The organism is Desulfobaculum senezii (genome assembly GCF_054657395.1).
On the sequence record NZ_BAAHYU010000003.1, the window covers coordinates 1,068,230 to 1,087,620 of the forward strand.

The 19,391-nt window shown below is 61.3% G+C and carries 15 protein-coding genes; 13 read left to right on the forward strand and 2 right to left on the reverse strand.

The genetic code is table 11. The features are described 5' to 3' along the window. Window positions 1-75 precede the first annotated feature (75 nt). The 9 genes from lysS (at window position 76) to ACYQ2T_RS13725 (ending at window position 9,976) form a co-directional block, all read left to right on the forward strand. Entirely contained in the window at window positions 76-1,593 is a 1,518-nt protein-coding gene (lysS, locus tag ACYQ2T_RS13685) for a lysine--tRNA ligase (protein WP_459901627.1), read from the forward strand. After that, a complete protein-coding gene (locus tag ACYQ2T_RS13690) occupies window positions 1,590-2,825 on the forward strand; it encodes a lipoprotein-releasing ABC transporter permease subunit (protein WP_459901314.1) in 1,236 nt (411 codons plus the stop codon). The genes lysS and ACYQ2T_RS13690 overlap by 4 nt, the downstream gene beginning before the upstream one ends. After that, window positions 2,818-3,507: an ABC transporter ATP-binding protein gene (locus tag ACYQ2T_RS13695; RefSeq protein WP_404843242.1), complete on the forward strand. Its 690-nt coding sequence runs from the start codon at window positions 2,818-2,820 to the stop codon at window positions 3,505-3,507. Before ACYQ2T_RS13690 ends, ACYQ2T_RS13695 begins: the two co-directional genes overlap by 8 nt. Then, window positions 3,491-6,175 (forward strand): outer membrane protein assembly factor BamA, encoded by a 2,685-nt coding sequence (gene bamA / locus ACYQ2T_RS13700; protein ID WP_459901316.1) that lies wholly within the window; start codon window positions 3,491-3,493, stop codon window positions 6,173-6,175. The genes ACYQ2T_RS13695 and bamA overlap by 17 nt, the downstream gene beginning before the upstream one ends. Before the next feature lie 109 nt (window positions 6,176-6,284). Further along, window positions 6,285-6,800: an OmpH/Skp family outer membrane protein gene (locus tag ACYQ2T_RS13705; RefSeq protein WP_459901318.1), complete on the forward strand. Its 516-nt coding sequence runs from the start codon at window positions 6,285-6,287 to the stop codon at window positions 6,798-6,800. A gap of 17 nt (window positions 6,801-6,817) precedes the next feature. Then, complete coding sequence (gene lpxD / locus ACYQ2T_RS13710; RefSeq protein ID WP_459901319.1) at window positions 6,818-7,864, forward strand: UDP-3-O-(3-hydroxymyristoyl)glucosamine N-acyltransferase; 1,047 nt, start codon at window positions 6,818-6,820, stop codon at window positions 7,862-7,864. Next, on the forward strand, window positions 7,857-8,330 hold the full coding sequence (gene fabZ, locus ACYQ2T_RS13715; RefSeq protein ID WP_404843238.1) for a 3-hydroxyacyl-ACP dehydratase FabZ: 474 nt from the start codon (window positions 7,857-7,859) through the stop codon (window positions 8,328-8,330). Before lpxD ends, fabZ begins: the two co-directional genes overlap by 8 nt. Continuing rightward, window positions 8,330-9,139: an acyl-ACP--UDP-N-acetylglucosamine O-acyltransferase gene (gene lpxA, locus ACYQ2T_RS13720; protein ID WP_404843237.1), complete on the forward strand. Its 810-nt coding sequence runs from the start codon at window positions 8,330-8,332 to the stop codon at window positions 9,137-9,139. Before fabZ ends, lpxA begins: the two co-directional genes overlap by 1 nt. Before the next feature lie 9 nt (window positions 9,140-9,148). Beyond that, the gene (locus tag ACYQ2T_RS13725) at window positions 9,149-9,976 is read left to right on the forward strand and encodes an LpxI family protein (RefSeq protein ID WP_459901320.1); all 828 of its coding nucleotides are present in this window, start codon (window positions 9,149-9,151) and stop codon (window positions 9,974-9,976) included. Between the two features lie 92 nt (window positions 9,977-10,068). Here the strand turns inward: ACYQ2T_RS13725 and ACYQ2T_RS13730 are convergent, their stop codons facing one another. Beyond that, window positions 10,069-10,779: an N-acyl homoserine lactonase family protein gene (locus tag ACYQ2T_RS13730; protein WP_459901322.1), complete on the reverse strand. Its 711-nt coding sequence runs from the start codon at window positions 10,777-10,779 to the stop codon at window positions 10,069-10,071. A gap of 29 nt (window positions 10,780-10,808) precedes the next feature. After that, window positions 10,809-11,414, reverse strand: a complete 606-nt coding sequence (locus ACYQ2T_RS13735; protein ID WP_459901324.1) for a nitroreductase family protein — start codon at window positions 11,412-11,414, stop codon at window positions 10,809-10,811. A gap of 256 nt (window positions 11,415-11,670) precedes the next feature. Here ACYQ2T_RS13735 and ACYQ2T_RS13740 point away from each other — a divergent pair, with 256 nt between their 5' ends. The 4 genes from ACYQ2T_RS13740 to carB all read left to right on the forward strand — a co-directional run bounded on the left by ACYQ2T_RS13740 (window position 11,671) and on the right by carB (window position 19,388). Beyond that, the gene (locus tag ACYQ2T_RS13740; protein WP_459901326.1) at window positions 11,671-12,882 is read left to right on the forward strand and encodes a PSP1 domain-containing protein; all 1,212 of its coding nucleotides are present in this window, start codon (window positions 11,671-11,673) and stop codon (window positions 12,880-12,882) included. Window positions 12,883-12,909: 27 nt separating this feature from the next. After that, complete coding sequence (gene metG, locus ACYQ2T_RS13745) at window positions 12,910-14,883, forward strand: methionine--tRNA ligase (RefSeq protein WP_459901328.1); 1,974 nt, start codon at window positions 12,910-12,912, stop codon at window positions 14,881-14,883. Window positions 14,884-14,938: 55 nt separating this feature from the next. Further along, window positions 14,939-15,964 carry a glycosyltransferase family protein gene (locus tag ACYQ2T_RS13750; RefSeq protein WP_459901330.1) on the forward strand — a complete coding sequence of 342 codons (1,026 nt, stop codon included), beginning with the start codon at window positions 14,939-14,941 and terminating at the stop codon, window positions 15,962-15,964. 190 nt (window positions 15,965-16,154) lie between these two features. Next, window positions 16,155-19,388, forward strand: coding sequence for a carbamoyl-phosphate synthase large subunit (gene carB / locus ACYQ2T_RS13755; RefSeq protein ID WP_459901332.1), 3,234 nt, complete (start codon window positions 16,155-16,157; stop codon window positions 19,386-19,388). Window positions 19,389-19,391 lie beyond the last annotated feature (3 nt).

The window sequence follows — 19,391 nt, forward strand, 5'->3', positions numbered from 1 at the left end:
AAGAAAGGCAACCAGCCTCAGCAAAAGCAGATAAAGCTTCCCGTTAAGTCCCCGTTCGTTGAGCAGTTTCAGCCTATGCTCCGCGCTATGCAGGAGTCCGAAGAGCTGAACGAAGTGCTCAAGAACCGCGTCGGCAAGGCCTGTACCCTCCTTGATGAGGGTCTTAGCCTGTTCCCGAATACATTTCGCAAGGACACCGACGTCGCATACATCAAAAAGAATTATGATGCCTACGACGGCGAAGCCCTAGAGGCGATGGAAGACGAGTTTGCCATAGCTGGCCGTATCGTCGCGCACCGCTCCTTTGGCAAAGTGACCTTCTTCCACCTGCAGGACGGCACCGACCGCATGCAGGTTTACGTTGCCCGCGACGAACTGGGCGCGGACGACTACAAGGTCTTTAAAAAATACGACCTTGGCGACATTGTCGGTGTGCGTGGCGGCCTGTTCCGCACCAAAACCGGCGAGTTGACCATCCTTGCGAAATCCGTGGAACTGGTCACCAAGTCCATGCGTCCGCTTCCGGAAAAATACCATGGTCTTAAAGACGTGGAGACCCGCTACCGCCAGCGGTACGTGGACCTCATCGTCACCGAAAAGACCAAAAAGATTTTCGAGACGCGCTCCAAAGTCGTGCGTGCGTTCCGCAACTTTATGGATTCCAAAGGCTTCCTTGAAGTGGAAACGCCCATGCTGCAGCCCATTCCCGGCGGCGCAACGGCCAAACCCTTCGAGACGCACCATAATGCGCTGGATATGAAGCTCTACATGCGCATCGCGCCGGAGCTGTACCTCAAGCGCCTGCTCGTCGGCGGTTTCGAGAAGGTCTACGAGATCAACCGAAACTTCCGTAACGAGGGCATCTCCACCCGTCACAACCCGGAGTTCACCATGTGTGAATTCTACTGGGCGTTTGCCAACTTCCATGACCTCATGGACCTGACGGAAGAGCTGTTCTCCTACGTGGCAGAAGAAGCCTGCGGCACCACCAAGGTTCCGTATCAGGGTGATATCATCGACCTGTCCCGCGGAGCATGGACGCGCCTGAGCTTCCATGAGTCCATCGAGAAGGTGGGCGGTGTTGGCCCTGAAATCTACAACGACTACGACGCCGCCGTCGCCCTTGTGAAAAAGGAAGGCGAAAAGGTTGTCGAAGGGGAAAAGCTGGGCAAGGTGCAGGCGAAGCTGTTTGACATCTTCGTTGAGCCCAAGCTCATCCAGCCTCACTTCATCTACGGCTACCCCACGGAGATTTCTCCGCTGTCCCGCCGCAATGACGAGGACCCCACCATCACCGACCGCTTTGAGCTGTTCATCACGGGCCGCGAGATGGGCAACGCCTTCTCCGAGCTCAATGACCCCGTGGACCAGCGCATGCGCTTTGAGGATCAGGTGGCGGAGAAGGAAGCAGGCGACGAGGAAGCCCACTTCATGGATACGGACTACGTCCGCGCCCTGGAGTACGGCATGCCCCCGGCGGCTGGGCAGGGCGTTGGCATTGACCGACTGGTCATGCTGCTGACCGACTCCCCCAGCATCCGCGAGGTTATCCTCTTCCCGCTGCTGCGTCCGGAGGTCGGTTCCGGATCATGAGTTTTGAATCCTTCGTTGCCCTGAGGTACCTGCTTGCCCGTCGCGGGCAGGCATTCATCTCGGTCATCTCGGTCATCTCCATTCTTGGTGTGGCCCTTGGTGTGGCCGCCTTGATTGTGGTCCTTGGGGTGATGAACGGGATGAGCACCGATATGCGGGATAAAATCCTCGGCGTGAACGCCCACCTTGTGGTCGCCAGCGCCGAAGCGAAAATCCCGGACTACCAAGCACTTGGCGCTAAGGTTGCCGAGGTGGAGGGCGTCACTGGTGTGACGCCCTTTGTGTACTATGAGGTTATGCTCAGCACCCGGCACGGTGTGAAGGGCGCAGTGCTCCGCGGCATCGACCCGGACAGCGCGCGCGACGTGCTGACCCTCTCCCGCGACCTGAACCAAGGCTCCCTTGAGGACCTGCGCCTTGGCGCGCGTCCCGGCCCCCCCGGCATTATTATTGGCTCCGAGCTTGCCGCGCGCCTGAGCGTGCGCAAGGGCAGCCTCGTGAACATGCTCTCTCCGGCGGGCAAGCGCACCGCGGCGGGCTTTACCCCCACGGTGAAGGTGTTCCGCGTGGCGGGCGTGTTCAAGACCGGCATGTACGAGTACGACTCCTCGCTGGCGTACGTGGCCATTCCGGCCGCGCAGGACCTGTTGGGCCTGAAGGACGATGTGGTCAGCGGGCTGGAGCTTCGCGTCAGCGATGTGGACCGCGCCACGGAAATCGGCAAGGGCGTGCGCGAGGTTGTGGGCGGCTATCCGTTCTATGTCCGCTCATGGCAGGAAATGAACGCCAACCTCTTCGCCGCGCTCAAGCTGGAGAAGGTGGGCATGTTCGTCATCTTGGTGATGATTGTGCTGGTCGGTTCGTTCTCCATCGTCACCACGCTGGTGATGCTGGTGATGGAAAAGACACGCGACATCGCCATCTTGATGTCCATGGGCGCCACGCGTGAGAGCATCCGCCGCATCTTTACCATGCAGGGGATGATTATCGGCGTGGCGGGGACGGTGCTCGGCTACGCGCTGGGGCTGACCCTGTGCTGGCTTTTGCAAAAGTACCAGTTCATTGAGCTGCCCAAGGGCATCTACTCCATGGACCACCTGCCCGTGCTGCTTGATTGGCTGGATATGACCCTAATTGGGGTGAGCGCGCTGACGCTGTGTTTCCTCGCAACGATCTACCCGGCGCGGCAGGCCGCGCGTTTGGTTCCCGCAGAGGCGTTGCGCTATGAATAATTTCCCGTTGTATGAATTGCGGGGTGTTGGTAAGGAGTTCTCCGGACCTGGCGAACGCGTCAGCGTGCTTCGCGGGGTGGACTTGTCCATCCAGTCCGGCGAGAGCCTTGCCATTGTGGGGGCTTCCGGCTCTGGCAAGTCCACGCTGCTGCAACTTCTTGGTACGCTCGACACGCCTTCGGCTGGCGAGATTTTTTTTCTTGGCAAGGACTTAAAGCGCCTTGGCGGACGCGACCGCGCCGCACTGCGCAACCGTGAGGTGGGATTTGTTTTTCAGTTCCACCACCTGCTGCCGGAGTTCACCACTCTGGAAAACGTAGCTATGCCGGGCATTATTTCCGGTATGGCGCGTGCTGAGGCGCTGGAAAGCGCACGGCAGGCCCTTGCCCTCTCCGGACTGACGGGGCGCGAAAGCCACCGCGTGACCACCCTCTCTGGCGGCGAACGCCAGCGGGCGGCCATTGCGCGGGCCATTCTGCTCCGGCCCAAAGTGCTCCTTGCCGACGAGCCCACGGGCAGTCTGGACGAGACCAATGGTGAAAACGTCGGCTCTCTGCTTCTCGACCTGAATGTTGAATTGGGAATGACGCTGGTTGTGGTGACGCATAATCACGACCTGGCTGGAAAAATGGAAAGACGGTTGGAACTGCGCTCCGGAGAATTGTATGAACAAGCTGATTGAGCGGATGCGGCTCATCTGCGCGTGCCTTGTGGCCTGCGCAACCATCGTTGGCATCTGCCCGGCTGCAAAAGCCGCCGATGCGTCCAAGGTCAAGGTGATCGTGCTGCCCTTTGAGGTGCGCGCCGATCAGGAACTTGATTACCTCAAGGACAGTCTGCCCGAACTGCTCAATGACAAGCTGAAAGCGTTCGGCTTCGAGGTGGTCGGGCATGATGATATGTACTCCCTGCTGGAGGAAAACGACATCGATTACCTCGATATCGCCTCCGCCAAGGACCTCGCGCTGCTTGCTGGCGCGAATTATGCCGTTTACGGCAGTTTCAACCAGGTCGGGGAAACCCTCAGCCTGGACGTTCGGCTGGTCGAGGCCTTTGGCCTCAAGCAGGCCAAGCCGCTCTTCGTGGTGAAGGAGGGCCTCATCAATGTGGTCCCCGCCATTGAAGATCTGGCCGAAAAGGTGAAGATGGAACTGCTGCGCAAGCAGAGCATCTCCGACATCAACGTCGAGGGCACGCGCATCCTTGAAAAGGACGTCGTGCTCATGCGCCTGCGCACCCGCAAGGGCGATATTTACGACCCCAAAGCCGTCAACGACGAGGTCAAGCGCATCTACGACCTCGGCTACTTCCGCGACGTGCAGGTCCGTATGGACGACCTTCCTGATGGCATCCGCCTTACCTTCGTGGTGGAGGAGCGCCCCCGCATTCAGGCCGTCAGCATCCTTGGCAACGAGGAGCTGGAGACCGACGAGGTGCAGGAGCTTATGTCCACCAAGACCGGCGCGGTTTTGAACCCCAAGGTCCTGTCCGACGACCTCGGCAAGATTAAGGAAGAGTACCGCAAGGAAGGCTACTACAACGCCAAGGTCAGCTACAATCTGGAGCAGTCCGACGGTCAGGCCCGCCTGAACATCACCATCGACGAAGGCAACAAGCTCTACATCAAGGGCATCGCCATCGAAGGTGCGGAGCAGGTGGACGAGGACGACCTCAAGGACGAACTCGCTCTGGACGAACGCGGCATCTTCTCGTGGATTACGGGCAGCGGCGTGCTGAAGGAAGACCTCCTCACCCGCGACACCGCCGCCATCGAGGCCTACTACGGCAACCACGGCTTCATCGACGTCAAGGTCGGCCAGCCCGAGGTGGACTACCGCGAGGACGGCATCTACATCACCTTCAAGGTGGAAGAGGGCACCCGCTACAAGGTGGGCCATGTGGCCTTCACCGGCGACATCCTCGAAACCGAAGACACGCTGTCCAAGGTCATCGCCATCGACGACCTCGCCGAGGAAGACGAATTCTTCAGCCGCGCCGTCCTGCACAAGGACTCCCAGCGCCTGACCGAATACTACTCCAACTACGGCTACGCCTACGCCGAGGCCGATTACCGTCTCGCCCCGGACCGCGATACCGCCACCGTGGACGTGACTTTCGACCTCAAGAAGCGAGACAAGATTTACATCCGCCACGTCACCATCGAGGGCAACTCCAAGACCCGCGACAACGTCATCCGCCGCGAGATGCGGCTCTCCGACGGCGACCTGTACAGCGGCTCCAAGCTGCGCCGCTCCGGCCAGCGTCTTGGCTACCTCGACTTCTTCGAGAACGCCGACATCGAGCCCGTGCCTACAGGCACCCCCGGCGAGATGGATCTCAAGGTCCGCGTGAAGGAGAAGAACACCGGACGCCTGTCCGCAGGTGTTGGCTACTCCAGCGCCGACGGCGGCTTCTTGACCGGTTCCATCGAAGAGCGCAACCTTTTCGGCAAGGGCTACTACACCGGCTTCACCGGCACCATTGGCGGCTCGGACTCCAGCTTTAAGGTGAGCTTCACCAACCCGCACGTCGATGACGGCCCGTGGTCCGCTGGTGGCGACCTGTACATGACCCGTGTGGACTGGGACGACTACGACAGGGATACCTTTGGCGGCCGCGTCCGCCTTGGCTACCCCCTTGGCGAATACACAAACTTCATCTGGAACTACCGCCTTGAGAATTATGATGTCAGCGACGTTGACGACGACGCCGCGTGGCAGATTCGTGAGGTGGAAGGCAACCATTGGCTCAGCTCCATGACCTTCGGCGTCAAGCGCCGGACCACCGACAAGCGCTTCGACCCGTCGAAGGGCTCCATTTCCAGCCTGTCTCTGGAATACGCCGGTGGCGTGCTCATGGGCGACGACGAGTTCGTGAAACTGGTGGGTGACCATAGCCAGTACATCCCGCTGTGGCTGGACACCACGTTCCACTTCCACGGCCGCATGGGCTACGCCTTCGAGAACGGCAGCGACGAGATTCCGGTCTTCGAGCGCTTTTACCTTGGTGGCATCAGCTCCGTGCGCGGCTACAAGTCCCGCCGCATTTCGCCCATCGATCCCGAAACGGGCGACCGCATCGGCGGCGACAAGATGGCCTTCGTGAACGTGGAATACATCTTCCCGCTGCTTGAAGACCTGGGCGTTAAGGGCCTTGTGTTCTTCGACGCAGGTAACGTATGGGATGATGACGAATCCATGGATCTGGATTGGAAGAAGAGCATTGGTGGCGGCATCCGCTGGTACTCCGCCTTCGGTCCTCTGCGCCTTGAGTACGGCTACGCTCTTGACGAGGTTCCCGATCAGGGTGGCAAGGGCAAGCTCGAATTCTCCATGGGCCAGTTCTTCTAGGCAAAACGGTAAACCCGCGCCCCGAGGCCCGACGTCGTGTGACACCGTGCCCGGGGCGCTTTTTTCGGTGTGAAATCGGAAACAACTTTCTCCCAAAAGGAGTCGAATCATGCGTAAGATGCTTCTCGCCATTGTCGCCGTCATGCTGCTTGCCCCCACCGCCGCGTGGGCTCAGGGCAAAGTTGCCGTGGTGAACATGCCCCACATCATTAAGAACTGCGAACCCGGCCAGAAGGCTCTGGGCTCCCTGCAGAACAAGTTCAAGGGCGTGAAGGACGAGCTGGACAAGCAGAAGAAGGACATCGAGCAGATGCGCAGCGAGATGCAGAAGCAGAGCCTTGTGCTGTCTCAGGAAGCGAAGATGGACAAGGAAATCGAGTTCAAGCGCAAGGTGCGCGACTTCCAGGACGCCCTGCGCAACTACCAGCGCAAGATTAAGACCGAGGAAGAGCGCCTCTCCCAGCCCATCATTGAAACCATTTTCAAGGTCATGGAAGACTACGGCAAGAAGCACGGCTATTCCATGATCCTCGACGGCAAGGCTGCCGGTGTGCTCTACGTGGACGACGCCAGCAACATCACCAACAAGATCATTGTTGAAGTGAACAAGGCTTCCCGCAAGTAGAACAAACAGGACGCATCATGGAATTCACCCTTTCGGAACTCGCCTCCAAGCTGGGGCTGACCCTGCGCGGCGAGGACTGCACCGTCTCCGGTGTCGGCACCCTCGAATCCGCAGGGCCGAACGACGTGACCTTCCTTGCCGATGTCAAATACGCAGAACTTCTGGAGACCACGGCCGCAGCAGCGGTCGTGGTCTCTGAGGACTTTGCGGGCAAGGTCGAGCGCGCGCTGGTCAGCGCCAACCCCTACATGGACTTCGCGCGGTTGCTTATGCTCTTTACGCCGCCGCAGGGCTGCCTTGAAGGGCAGGGCGTCAGCGAGATGGCCTACGTGCATCCCGATGCTGACGTGCACCCCGATGCCGACGTCTATCCCTTCGCCTTTGTGGCGGCGGGGGCGAAGGTGGGGGCGCGCACGCGCCTGTTCCCCAGCTGCTATGTGGGCGAGGGCTGCATCATTGGCGAGGACTGCACCGTGTACCCCAGCGCCACCCTGATGGCCGGATCGGTCCTTGGCGACCGCGTTATGGTGCATCCGGGCGCTGTGCTGGGCAGTGACGGCTTTGGCTACGTCCCAACGGAGGACGGCCGCCAGAAGATTCCGCAGGTGGGCCGCGTGGCGGTGGAGGACGACGTGGAAATCGGCGCCAACACCACCATCGACCGCGCCATGCTCGACACCACGCGCCTTGGCCGTGGCACCAAGGTCGACAATCTCGTGCAGATTGCCCACAACTGTGATTTGGACGAGCACTGCACCATCGTGTCGCAGGTGGGCATTGCGGGCAGCACCAAGGTGGGCCGCAATGTCATCATGGCCGGACAGGCGGGCATTGCAGACCACGTGACCATCGGCAACGATGTTGTGGTTGGCCCCCAGTGCGGCGTGCGTACGGACATTCCGGAAGGCAAACGCATGGGCGGGCATCCGGCCATGGACTATGGAACATACATGCGCAACATGTCGCTGGCACCGAAGATGCCGGACCTGTTCAAGCGCGTGAAGAAATTGGAGAAGGAACTGGCAGCGCTCAAGGCAGCCTGTCAGGGAGGCACCGATGAGTAATCTTGACCTGAACAGCGTGGACATTCAGGGCATCCTGAAAATGCTCCCGCACAGATACCCCTTTTTGATGGTGGACCGCATTACGGATTTCACCCCCGGCGAAACCATTTCCGCCTACAAGAACGTCAGCTTTAACGAGCCGTTCTTTCAGGGGCACTTCCCTGAGCTTCCCGTCATGCCCGGCGTGCTCATTTGCGAGAGCCTCGCGCAGGCTGGCGGTCTGCTCGTGCACCTGTCCGATTCCTTGAATCAAAAGGACACCTCCGACGGCGTCTTTATGTTCACGGGCATGGACAAGGTCCGCTTCCGCCGCCCGGTGCGCCCCGGCGACAGGCTGGAACTGCGCGTCACCGATGTGCGCCGCAAGATGCATCTGGTCAAGATGACCGGTACCGCGCTGGTTGATGGCGAAGTGGCCTGCCAGGGCCAGATGAGCGCCGCGCTGGTCAAGAGGGAGGACATCTAGTGCCCACCGAGATTCATCCTTCCGCTGTGGTCGACCCGAGCGCGCAGCTCGGCGAAAACGTTGTTGTCGGTCCTTACGCCATCATCGAAAAGAACACCGTCATCGGCGACAACACCCACATCGACGCCTTTGCCCAGATTAAAAGCTACACCACCCTTGGCCGCGATAATCAGGTGCACTCCAATGCCCTGCTCGGCGGCGACCCGCAGGACATCAAGTTCAAGGGCGCAGATACCAAGCTGGTGGTGGGCGACGGCAATATCATCCGCGAATTTGTCACCATCCACCGCGGCACTCCTGAGGGCCGCGGCGAAACGCATATCGGCTCCAAGTGCATGATTATGGCCTACGCCCACGTCGCGCACGACTGCACCCTCAGCGACCACGCCATCCTCACCAACTGTGTGATGCTGGCGGGCCACGTTGAGCTTGGTCTGCACTCTGTTGTGGGCGGCATGTGCGGCGTGCATCAGTTCAGCCGCATTGGCGACTACGCCTTTGTTGGCGGCATGACCGGCGTGACCATGGACGTGCCCCCGTACTGCATGGCCGCCGGAACGCGTGGCTCCCTGCGCGGACTCAACACCATCGGCCTGCGCCGTGCGGGCATGAACCGCGACGTCATCCGCGCCCTCAAGCACGCCTATACGCTCATCTTCCGCTCCGAGCATACGCGTCAGGAAGCGCTGGAAATGCTGGCCGCCGAGGAAAGCGAGATTCCGCAGGTGCAGCACTTTGTGGAGTTTATCCGCTCCAGCGAGCGCGGCTGTCTGTCCGACGTTGGCAAGAACTGCAAGCACGGAGACTAGCGGACGCCCATGACCACTGAAACCATCGGCATCATCGCCGGCGGGGGCCAGTTCCCGTTCCTTGTGGCGCAGGGCGCACGCGAGGCCGGGCTGCGGGTCGCCGCCGTCGGCTTCTCCGGGCATACGGATATGTCCCTTGCCGAGAAGACCGATGCGTTCCGCGAGCTTCATATCGGGCAGCTTGCCAAGCTCCTTGCCTTTTTCCATGAGAACGGCGTCACCCGCGTGGTGCTCGCCGGCGCTATCAACAAGCCCAAGGCCCTGCAAATCCGCCCGGATTTCAAGGCCGTGAAATTGCTCTTTAAGCTCAAGACCAAGGGCGACGACGCCATTTTGAGCACCGTTGCCGCGGAGCTTGAGGCCGAAGGGCTGCACGTGGTTTCCGCCTTGACGCTGGTGCCGAACATTGGCACCCCCGCAGGCGTGCTCACCCGTACCGCGCCTCCGCAGGAGGTGCTGGACGACCTGCGCTATGGCTGGCCCAAGGCCAAGAGCATAGGCAGCATGGACATCGGCCAGTCCCTTGTGGTGAAAAGCGGTATGGTTGTGGCCGTGGAAGGCCCGGAAGGCACGGACGCCGCCCTGCGCCGCGCCGGTGAGCTGGCGGGCGAGGGATGCGTGCTAGTCAAGGTGTACAAGCCCGGTCAGGACGACCGCATTGACCTGCCGGCGGCGGGTCTGCAAACGGTGCGCACCATGATAGACATCGGCGGCGCCTGCATCGGCATTGAGGCAGGGAAAAGCCTGTTCTTTGACCTTGGGGAAGCCATTGCCCTTGCCGATGCCCATGGCATCAGCATTGTGGGGCTGACTCCGGAAGAAATGGAGCGCGCCTAGCTTTTGCGACGCAGCAGTATCAGCATAGGGCCGGAAGGGGCGAATCGTTTGCATTCGCCATTTCCGGCCCTTTTTGCGCGTAGGGGGCGGGGCTAGTAGGTCTTGCCCGCTATGCTCAGGCCGTGCATGGGCAGGATGGTGCCCTCCATGGCGCCGACCTTTTGGGCGGTATCATAGGCGAGAAAGGCGTCACAGTGCACGCCGGGGCAGACGACCTTGCCGCTTTGCTGAAAGTTCTTTTCGTTACAGCAGAATCCGGGCACGATGACGGGGCCGTCCGCCGTGTCGATGGTCACGGTCTGGATGCCGGGAGTATGCCCGGGCGTCAGTTCCACCCGGATGCCGGGACGCACCTCGGCCTTTCCGTCCACGGTGGTGAACTCGACATCCTCGATAAAGTAGGTGTCGTAGCGGTGGTCCAGCGGATGCGGGTGACGGCAGAAGTCCAGCTCCTTCTGCTGGACAACGTGCTGGGCCTTGGTGAACAGGCCGTTATTGCCGCAGTGGTCGTCGTGCAGATGGGTGTTGATGACAAGGGAGATATCGTCCGGCGTCAGGCCGTGGTCTTCCAGACATTCGGTGATGGTTTTGACCTCAAGGCCGGTTTCCTCGGCAAAGCCGCGCGGAATGATGACTTCGTCTTCATCAAGGCCGGTGTCGATGAGAATGTTGACGCCGTCGCCGCGGACAAGAAAGGCATAGATGGGCAGCCAGATGGGCTTTCCGTAGCCTTGCTGGTAGGTCATGATGCCTTGGTCCGGGTTGCGGACGCCGGTGAGCAGGGGAGTGATGGTATACGTCATGCGATCTCCGGTGGGTTGAAGCTGGCGCGTCAGTCGGCGAGGGGGGATGGTTGGCCGAAGTGGCCGCCAAAGGCCATCTCCGAAAGCGGCTTTCGCGTGCGCGGGGCGAGTTCTGTTTCGCGCAGGTCCGGGGGCAGAATGTCCGGTGAACCGGGCGTGCCAAGGGCGATGGCGGCCACCGGGGCGTATTCGTCGGGGATGGAGAAGGCCGAGCGGGCTTTGTCCACCGAGAATCCGGCCATTTGGTGCACGCTGAGGCCCATGGCCATGCCTTGCTGGATAAGCTGCGAAACGGCCAGCCCTACGTCATGGACGGCGTGCCTGTTGGACTTGCCGTTGTGGGAAAACACCGTGTGCGCCACGGACAGAAGCAGCACAGGTGCGGACCCTGCCCAGAGCTGATTCTTGGGCATAAGGCAGTCCAGCAAGCGGGCGTGATCGTCGTCGCCCTTTCTGGTAACGACGAAGGACCATGGCTGCTCGTTGAAGCACGAGGGCGCCCAGCGGGCGGCCTCCAGCAGTATGCGCAGCTGCTCGTCAGTGACGGGGATTGTCTCGTCAAAGGCGCGGGGGCTCCAGCGCTGCGCCAAATTTGCAATGATGTCCGGACCCGCGTTGGTTCGCTCTGCACTCATGGCATGTCCTCCTTATCCATGTGGCTGACACGGGAAATAGTGTGCCTGTGGCCGCAGCAAGTCAAGGGGGCCGCAAGCGGGGAAATGGCCTGCGGGTGCGCAGCGGCGGCCGCAAATCCGCCCGGGCGGCGGTCCGAGGCGGCGGGGCAGAGGGCGACGGCGCCCGCCAAACAGGCCAAGCCGGCATTTGAAGTTCGCGCGGAACTGATTTATACAGGCGCGTTGGACAATACATGAACACAGATAGGAAGGCGACATGGGCCACGCACTTGGATTGAAATTCAGCGATTACGGCCAGATTTATTATTTCGACTCGGGCGCGTTCGTCGTGAACAAGGACGACAGCGTCATCGTCAAGACCGACCAGGGCATGGGCCTGGGCACGGTTATTACCGTGTCGCCGGAAGCTCCCAAGGATATTCCCGAGGAGGAGCTCAAGCCCATCTTCCGTCTGGCGACGGAGGAGGACATGGTCACCGCCGGGGAAAATGACACCCTTGCGCGCGAAGCCTTCTCGTTCTGCCGTCGGTGCATATCGGAACGTGGTCTGGAGATGAAACTCGTTGATGTGGAAGTCTTCTTTGACCGCGGCAAAATCATCTTCTACTTTACCGCGCCCGGACGCGTAGACTTCCGCGAGCTGGTCAAGGACCTCGTCAAAAACTACCGCACGCGCATTGAGCTGCGGCAGATTGGCGTGCGTCATGAAACCCAGATGCTCGGCGCGGTGGGCAACTGCGGCATGGTGACCTGCTGCCGCAGGTTCATGCGCAAGTTCGCCCCGGTCACCATCAAGATGGCCAAGGAACAGAACCTGTTCCTGAACCCGACCAAAATCTCCGGCATCTGCGGCCGCCTGCTGTGCTGCCTGAGCTTTGAGGAAAAGAACTACGCGGAGTTCTACCGCCAGTGCCCCAAAATCGGCAAGCGGATGGAGACGGACGACGGCATCCTTAAGGTGCTGCGCGCCAACTTCTTCCGCAACAGCATCGCCGTGCTTTCGGAATTTGGGGAGGAGCGCGAACTGACGCTGGACGAATGGCACGCCCTCAATCCCCGCCGCATCGACCCGCAGGAGCTGCAACGCCGCTTGCAGGAGGCGCAGGCCAGCATGCGGTCCAAGCCCCGCCCGCCGCGTCCGCGTGGCAAGGGCGGCAAGCCGCCGCACCGCCCCGAAAAGGGCGCGCCCAAGCAGGACGAGGCGGCCCCCAAGCCCGAGCAGGACGCCGCGCCGGCCGAACAGCCCAGCCAGCCCGATGCGCCACAGCCCGCCGAGGCGGACGACGCGCAGAGCAGCGACAAGCAGGGCAAGGACGCGCCAAAGGGCAAGGGCAAAAAGCGCCGCCCCCAGCAGCGCGCCAAGGGCAAGCCCGCTGGCGACAGCCAAGGCGGCGACCCGCGCCAAAAGAACAGACCGCGCCGCAAGCCCCGCCGCAAACCGCGGCACAAGGGCAACAAAAGCGAATAGCGAAGAGATAATTCAGGAGGAACCAAGTTGAGCCGGTTTTATATCACCACGCCCATCTATTACGTGAACGCCAAGCCCCATCTGGGCCACGCCTACACGACCATCGTGGCAGACAGTGTGGCGCGCTTTCACCGTATTTCCGGTGAAGAGGCGTTTTTCCTGACCGGAACCGACGAGCATGGTGATAAAATCATGCAGGCCGCCGAAGCCGCCGGAAAGACCCCCAAGGAATTCGTGGATGACATCAGCGGAACGTTCCAGAACCTCTGGCCCAAGCTGAACATCCAGAACTCCGACTTCATCCGCACCACCCAGCCCCGCCATATCAAGACGGTGCAGAAGGTGCTCCAGCAGGTCTACGACAACGGCGATATCTACCAGAGCGAGTATGAGGGGCTGTACTGCTACGGCTGTGAGCAGTTCCTCACCGAAAAGGACCTCGTGGACGGCAAGTGTCCCGACCATGACAAGGAACCCGAGGTTATCCGCGAAAAGAACTACTTCTTCCGTATGTCCAAGTATCAGGACTGGCTGAAGAAGCACATCGAGGACAACCCGGACTTCATCCGCCCGGAGCGCTACCGCAACGAGGTGCTCTCCATGCTGGACATGGGCGTGCTGGACGACCTGTGCATCTCGCGCCCCAAGACGCGCCTGTCGTGGGGCATTGAGCTGCCCTTTGATACGGACTACGTCACCTACGTGTGGTTTGACGCGCTGCTCAACTACATCACCGCGCTGGACTGGCCCGAGGGCGACAAGTTCGACCAGTTCTGGCCCAGCGCCAACCACCTTGTGGCCAAGGACATCCTGAAGCCCCACGCCATCTTCTGGCCCACCATGCTCAAGGCCGCAGGCTTCGAGCCGTACCAGCACCTGAACGTGCACGGCTACTGGCTGGTCAAGGACACCAAGATGTCCAAGTCCATCGGCAACGTGGTGGACCCGTTGTCCATGGTGGGCACCTACGGGCAGGACGCCTTCCGCTACTTCCTTCTGCGCGAAATGCGCTTTGGCCGCGACGCGTCCTTTTCCGAGGACGCCCTTGTGGGCCGCCTGAACGCGGACCTTGCCAATGACCTTGGCAACCTGTTCTCCCGCGTGCTGTCCATGACGCACAAGTACTTCGGCGGCGAGGTGCCAAACCCCAGCCGCAAGCACGAGAGTGTGGACCTTGAGGTGCTCCAGCTGGCCATTGATTCCTTTAAGAACTACCAGCAGCTGTTTGGGACGTTCGAGTTCGGACGCGGCATCGAGTCCCTGTGGGAGCTGGTGCGCGGCCTGAACAAGTACGTGGACAGCACCCAGCCGTGGGCGCTGTTCAAGAACGGCGAAACCGAGCGCCTCGGCGACGTGATGTATGTGCTCCTGATGCTCATGCGCAAGATTGCCCTGCACATCTGGCCCGTCATGCCCACCACGGCGGAGACTATGCTGGAGCAGCTTGGGCAGGGCATGGACTTTGATCCTGCCGCCGTGAACATCAAGGACGAGGTGGAGACCTTTGGCCGTTTGGAGCCGGGACTGCACCTTGCCAAGGCGTCCAACCTCTTCCCCCGCGTGGACCTGAAAAAGAAGCAGGAAGAGGACGCCGCCAAGGCCGAAAAGCAGGCCGCCAAAAAGCAGAAGAAGCAGGACAAGGCCGCCAAGGCTGCCAAAGCCGGGGCGGAAGACGGCATCATCGACTTTGCGGACTTCCAGAAGGTTGATATGCGCGTCGGCACCGTGGTGTCCTGCCAGCCGCATCCCGATGCGGACAGGCTGCTCCTTGTCAAGGTGGACCTTGGCGAAGACGAGCCGCGTCAGGTGGTGGCCGGTCTGGCCGAGTACTTCAGCCCCGATGACCTCGTCGGACGGCAGGTTGTCGTTGTGGCGAATCTTGCGCCGCGCAAGCTGCGCGGGCAGGTCTCGCAGGGGATGATTCTTGCCGCCAAGACTGATGGCGGTATGCAGCTGTTGACTGTTTCCGGCGCCACCGGGAACGGTACCAAGGTTTCGTAATTCTTTAATCACATTGCCGGAAACGCCATCCGGCGTTTCCGCAAGATGGCGTTTCATGCGAATACTGAATATTGACGGTACGTACTTCGTGCCCGAGTTTCGACGGCTCGGGCACGAGGTCCTCGCCATCGGCCCTGCGGGCCGCCGGGGGCTGGATGTCGAAATCGACACCACCATGTCCCTGCAGCGGCTGACGCAGGTGCTGGACGCCAACGGTTTTGTGCCGGACCTTGTGTTCTGGTGCGATACCTCCATTCCTCCCTGTGTTGTTGGGCTGTCGGAACTCCCCGCGCCCACCATCGCCTATTCCATCGATCAATACCTCAATCCGTGGCACGTGCCCTACAGCATGGGGTTCGACCTCGTGCTGGTGGCCCAGAAGGACTATCTGCCCCTGTTCGAGCATGTGGACCACCCCCGGCGCATCCGCTGGTTCCCGCTGTTCTGCAAGCCGGACGTGGATGTGGACCCCGGCGGCGAACGGGATATTCCCGTCAGCTTCGTCGGCACGGTGGAGGGCACCATCAATGCCGCCCGTAAAGCCTTTCTCCAAGGCTTCAAGCGCCTTCATCCGCTGTATGTCACGCAGGGCGCGTATGCTCCCGTGTTTGGGCGCAGCCGCATTGTGCTGAACCAAAGCGCGGCGGGCGAGTTGAACTTTCGCCTTTTTGAGGCCGCGGCCTGCGGCGCCGCCGTGCTGACGGAAGCCACCCAAAACGGCCTGACGGACCTCTTTGCCGTGGACGAGGAAATCCTTGTCTATACGCGCGGGGATGCGGCCTCGGCGGCGGGCGTGGCGCGCCTGATGCTGGACCAGCCCGGACGGCTGGCGGAAATAGCGGCGGCGGGGCGGGACAAGGTGTTGCGGCGGCACAGCGTGGCCAGCCGTGCACGGACCATCGTCAGCGAAGGCGAAGGGCTGTTGCGCAAGGCCTCGTGGAAGCAGCGCATGAAACGCCGGACGTTGATAGAGGCGGAACTTGCAAAAACCTGCATCGCCCTCGCAACGGATGACACCCTTCCGCTGCCGGAAGAACATCGCAGGCACTACGCGGAGCTGGCCCACTTGTATACGAGGTAGGCAGTGGGACGAGACGCTTTTTGCTGGACTCCGAAGGCGTGCTCAACTATAACACGCGCATCTCCGCTTCGGGAGATCGGTTCCAAAGCAATCTCTCATCTCCACCTTCCAGGCAATTCAACTGGCGTGCCCCTGCGGGCCGAACCCTCTGGCACGCACGATTTATAACCTGAACCATACCGAAAGCGACATGCCCAAACGTACCGACATCAAGAAGATTATGCTGATCGGCTCCGGGCCCATCGTCATCGGCCAGGCCTGTGAGTTCGACTACTCCGGGACCCAGGCCCTGAAGGCCCTCAAGGAAGAGGGATATGAGGTGGTGCTCGTCAACTCCAATCCGGCAACCATCATGACCGATCCGGAGTTGGCCGACAGAACCTACATCGAACCCATCGAGCCGGAAACCGTGGCCCGCATCATCGAGAAGGAGCGCCCGGACGCCCTGCTGCCGACCCTTGGCGGACAGACCGGCCTCAACACGGCGCTGGCCGTGGCGGAGATGGGCGTGCTGGAGAAGTGCGGCGTGGAACTCATCGGCGCGGCGCGCGACGTCATCGAAAAAGCCGAAAGCCGCGAGCTGTTCCGACAGGCCATGGAAAACATCGGCCTCAAGGTTCCCGTCAGCCGTATTGCCCGCAACCTCGACGAGGTGCGCGAGGCCGCAACCGTTATTCCCTTCCCCATCATCATTCGCCCCGCCTACACCCTTGGTGGCACCGGCGGCGGCGTGGCCTACAACATGGAAGACCTGCTGGAGATTGCCGACCACGGCATCACCGCCAGCCGCACCAATGAGGTGATGCTGGAGCAGTCCGTGCTGGGCTGGAAGGAATACGAGATGGAGGTCATGCGTGACAAGAATGACAACTGCGTCATCATCTGCTCCATCGAAAACATCGACGCCATGGGCGTGCACACTGGCGACTCCATCACCGTTGCCCCGGCCCAGACCCTGACCGACGTTGAGTACCAGGCCATGCGCGACGCCTCCATCGCCGTAATGCGCGAAATCGGCGTCGAGACCGGCGGCTCCAACGTGCAGTTTGCGGTGAACCCCGAGGACGGCGACTTGGTCGTCATCGAGATGAACCCCCGTGTGTCGCGTTCCTCCGCGCTGGCGTCCAAGGCGACGGGCTTCCCCATTGCCAAAATCGCCGCCAAGCTCGCCGTGGGCTACACCCTCGACGAACTCCCCAACGACATCACCCGCGAGACGATGGCCTCCTTTGAGCCGTCCATCGACTACGTGGTCACCAAAATTCCCCGCCTCACCTTTGAGAAGTTCCCCGGCGCAGAGGATGTGCTGAGCACCGCCATGAAGAGCGTTGGCGAGGCCATGAGCATAGGCCGCACCTTCAAGGAGTCCCTCCAGAAGGGCCTGCGCTCCCTCGAAATCGGCATGCCCGGTCTGGGGAAGGACTTTGTCAGCCAGTGCCGGGACAAGGACGAGATTCTGGCCAAGCTCAGAAAGCCGAACTCCAAGCGTATCTTCTACATCCGCTACGCCATGCTCTGCGGCCTGACCGATCAGGAGATTTTCGACGCCTCCTTCATCGATCCGTGGTACCTGCGCCAGATTCGCGACATCGTGGATGCGGAAGAGGAACTGCGCCGCTTCGGCCTGCGCCAGACCATGTCCGCCGAGAGCGCCGAGCTGCGCACCATCCTGCGCAAGGCCAAGGAATACGGCTTCTCCGACCGCCAGCTGGCTACCCTGTGGAAGATGGAAGAAAGCGACGTGCGCCGTCTGCGTGAAGACGCCGGCGTGAAGCCCACCTTCTACCTTGTGGACACCTGCGCGGCCGAGTTCGAGGCGCATACCCCGTACTTCTATTCCACCTACGAGCACGGCACGGAAGTGGAAGCCGAAGCGGGCAAGAAGGTCATGATCCTTGGCGGCGGTCCCAACCGCATTGGTCAGGGCATTGAATTTGACTACTGCTGCGTCCACGCGGCCTACGCCCTCGGTGAGGAGAACGTGACATCCATCATGGTCAACTCCAACCCCGAAACCGTCTCCACCGACTACGACACCTCGGACAAGCTCTACTTTGAGCCGCTGACCTTCGAGGACGTCATGAACATTGTGGAGTTCGAGAAGCCCGAAGGCGTCATCGTGCAGTTTGGCGGCCAGACGCCGCTGAATCTGGCGACGCAGCTGCTGCGCGCCGGCGTGCCCATCCTTGGCACCCATCCCGACTCCATCGACCGCGCCGAAGACCGCGAGCGCTTTCAGGCGCTGCTCAAGAAGCTGGGCCTGCGCCAGCCGGACAACGGCACGGCCATGAGCGTGGAGCAGGCTGTGGAAGAGGCCAAAACCGTTGGCTATCCCGTTGTGGTCCGCCCCAGCTACGTGCTCGGCGGCCGCGCCATGGACATCGTCTACGACGAAGAGGGCCTGCGCACCTACTTCCGCGAGGAAGTGCACGCCGCGCCCGAACATCCCATCCTTATCGACAAGTTCCTTGAGAATGCCGTTGAGGTGGACGTGGACGCCCTGTCCGACGGCCGCGACGTGTACGTTGCGGGCATTATGGAGCACATCGAGGAAGCGGGCATCCACTCCGGCGACTCCGCCTGCGTTATCCCGCCCATCACCCTCGGCGGTCTGATTGTCGAGGAAATCCGCCGCCAGACCATCGCGCTGGCGAAGGAGCTGGGCGTTGTGGGCCTCATGAACATCCAGTTCGCGGTCAAGGACGGCGTTATCTACATCCTTGAGGTGAACCCCCGCGCCAGCCGTACGGCTCCCTTCGTCTCCAAGGCGACGGGCGTGCCGCTGCCGAAGCTGGCCACCAAGGTCATGCTGGGCCAGCGCCTGAAGGACATCGACCCGTGGTCCATGCGCAAGAGCGGCTACGTGGCGGTGAAGGAGAGCGTGTTCCCGTTCAACCGCTTCCCCAATGTGGACATCCTGCTCGGACCCGAGATGCGTTCCACCGGCGAAGTGATGGGCATTGATTCCTCCTTCGGCATGGCTTTCCTCAAAGGCCAGTTGGCCTCGGGCCAGAAGCTGCCGGACAGCGGAACGGTGTTTATCTCCGTCAACGAACGCGACAAGGAAGGCATCGTCGACGTTGCCGCCACCTTCTCGCAGCTGGGCTTTAATATCCTCGCCACCAGCGGCACGGCGGAATTCCTGTCGCGCCGGGGTGTCGATACCCAGACCGTCTACAAGGTCTACGAGGGCCGCCCCCACGTGGTGGACCGCATCAAGAATGGTGAAGTGGACCTTGTCATCAATACGGCGTCCGGTAAGAAGACGGTGGGCGACTCCTCAGTCATCCGCCAGAATACGCTCCTGTACGGCATCCCCTACACCACCACGGTGGCGGGTGCCCGCGCCATGGCCCACGCACTGCGAGAACTCAAGCAGCGTGAACCCGGCGTGTGCAGCCTGCAGGAATACTACGGTCTTTAATCT

What these genes read in the sequence shown, in the direction of transcription:
- ACYQ2T_RS13735 (WP_459901324.1), bottom strand. Translation starts at nt 11,414, where the DNA reads ATGAGTGCAGAGCGAACCAACGCGGGTCCGGACATCATTGCAAATTTG.
- ACYQ2T_RS13725 (WP_459901320.1), top strand. Translation starts at nt 9,149, where the DNA reads ATGACCACTGAAACCATCGGCATCATCGCCGGCGGGGGCCAGTTCCCG.
- bamA (WP_459901316.1), top strand. Translation starts at nt 3,491, where the DNA reads ATGAACAAGCTGATTGAGCGGATGCGGCTCATCTGCGCGTGCCTTGTG.
- carB (WP_459901332.1), top strand. Translation starts at nt 16,155, where the DNA reads ATGCCCAAACGTACCGACATCAAGAAGATTATGCTGATCGGCTCCGGG.
- ACYQ2T_RS13730 (WP_459901322.1), bottom strand. Translation starts at nt 10,779, where the DNA reads ATGACGTATACCATCACTCCCCTGCTCACCGGCGTCCGCAACCCGGAC.
- fabZ (WP_404843238.1), top strand. Translation starts at nt 7,857, where the DNA reads ATGAGTAATCTTGACCTGAACAGCGTGGACATTCAGGGCATCCTGAAA.
- ACYQ2T_RS13690 (WP_459901314.1), top strand. Translation starts at nt 1,590, where the DNA reads ATGAGTTTTGAATCCTTCGTTGCCCTGAGGTACCTGCTTGCCCGTCGC.
- lysS (WP_459901627.1), top strand. Translation starts at nt 76, where the DNA reads ATGCTCCGCGCTATGCAGGAGTCCGAAGAGCTGAACGAAGTGCTCAAG.
- lpxD (WP_459901319.1), top strand. Translation starts at nt 6,818, where the DNA reads ATGGAATTCACCCTTTCGGAACTCGCCTCCAAGCTGGGGCTGACCCTG.
- ACYQ2T_RS13740 (WP_459901326.1), top strand. Translation starts at nt 11,671, where the DNA reads ATGGGCCACGCACTTGGATTGAAATTCAGCGATTACGGCCAGATTTAT.
- ACYQ2T_RS13705 (WP_459901318.1), top strand. Translation starts at nt 6,285, where the DNA reads ATGCGTAAGATGCTTCTCGCCATTGTCGCCGTCATGCTGCTTGCCCCC.
- ACYQ2T_RS13695 (WP_404843242.1), top strand. Translation starts at nt 2,818, where the DNA reads ATGAATAATTTCCCGTTGTATGAATTGCGGGGTGTTGGTAAGGAGTTC.
- ACYQ2T_RS13750 (WP_459901330.1), top strand. Translation starts at nt 14,939, where the DNA reads ATGCGAATACTGAATATTGACGGTACGTACTTCGTGCCCGAGTTTCGA.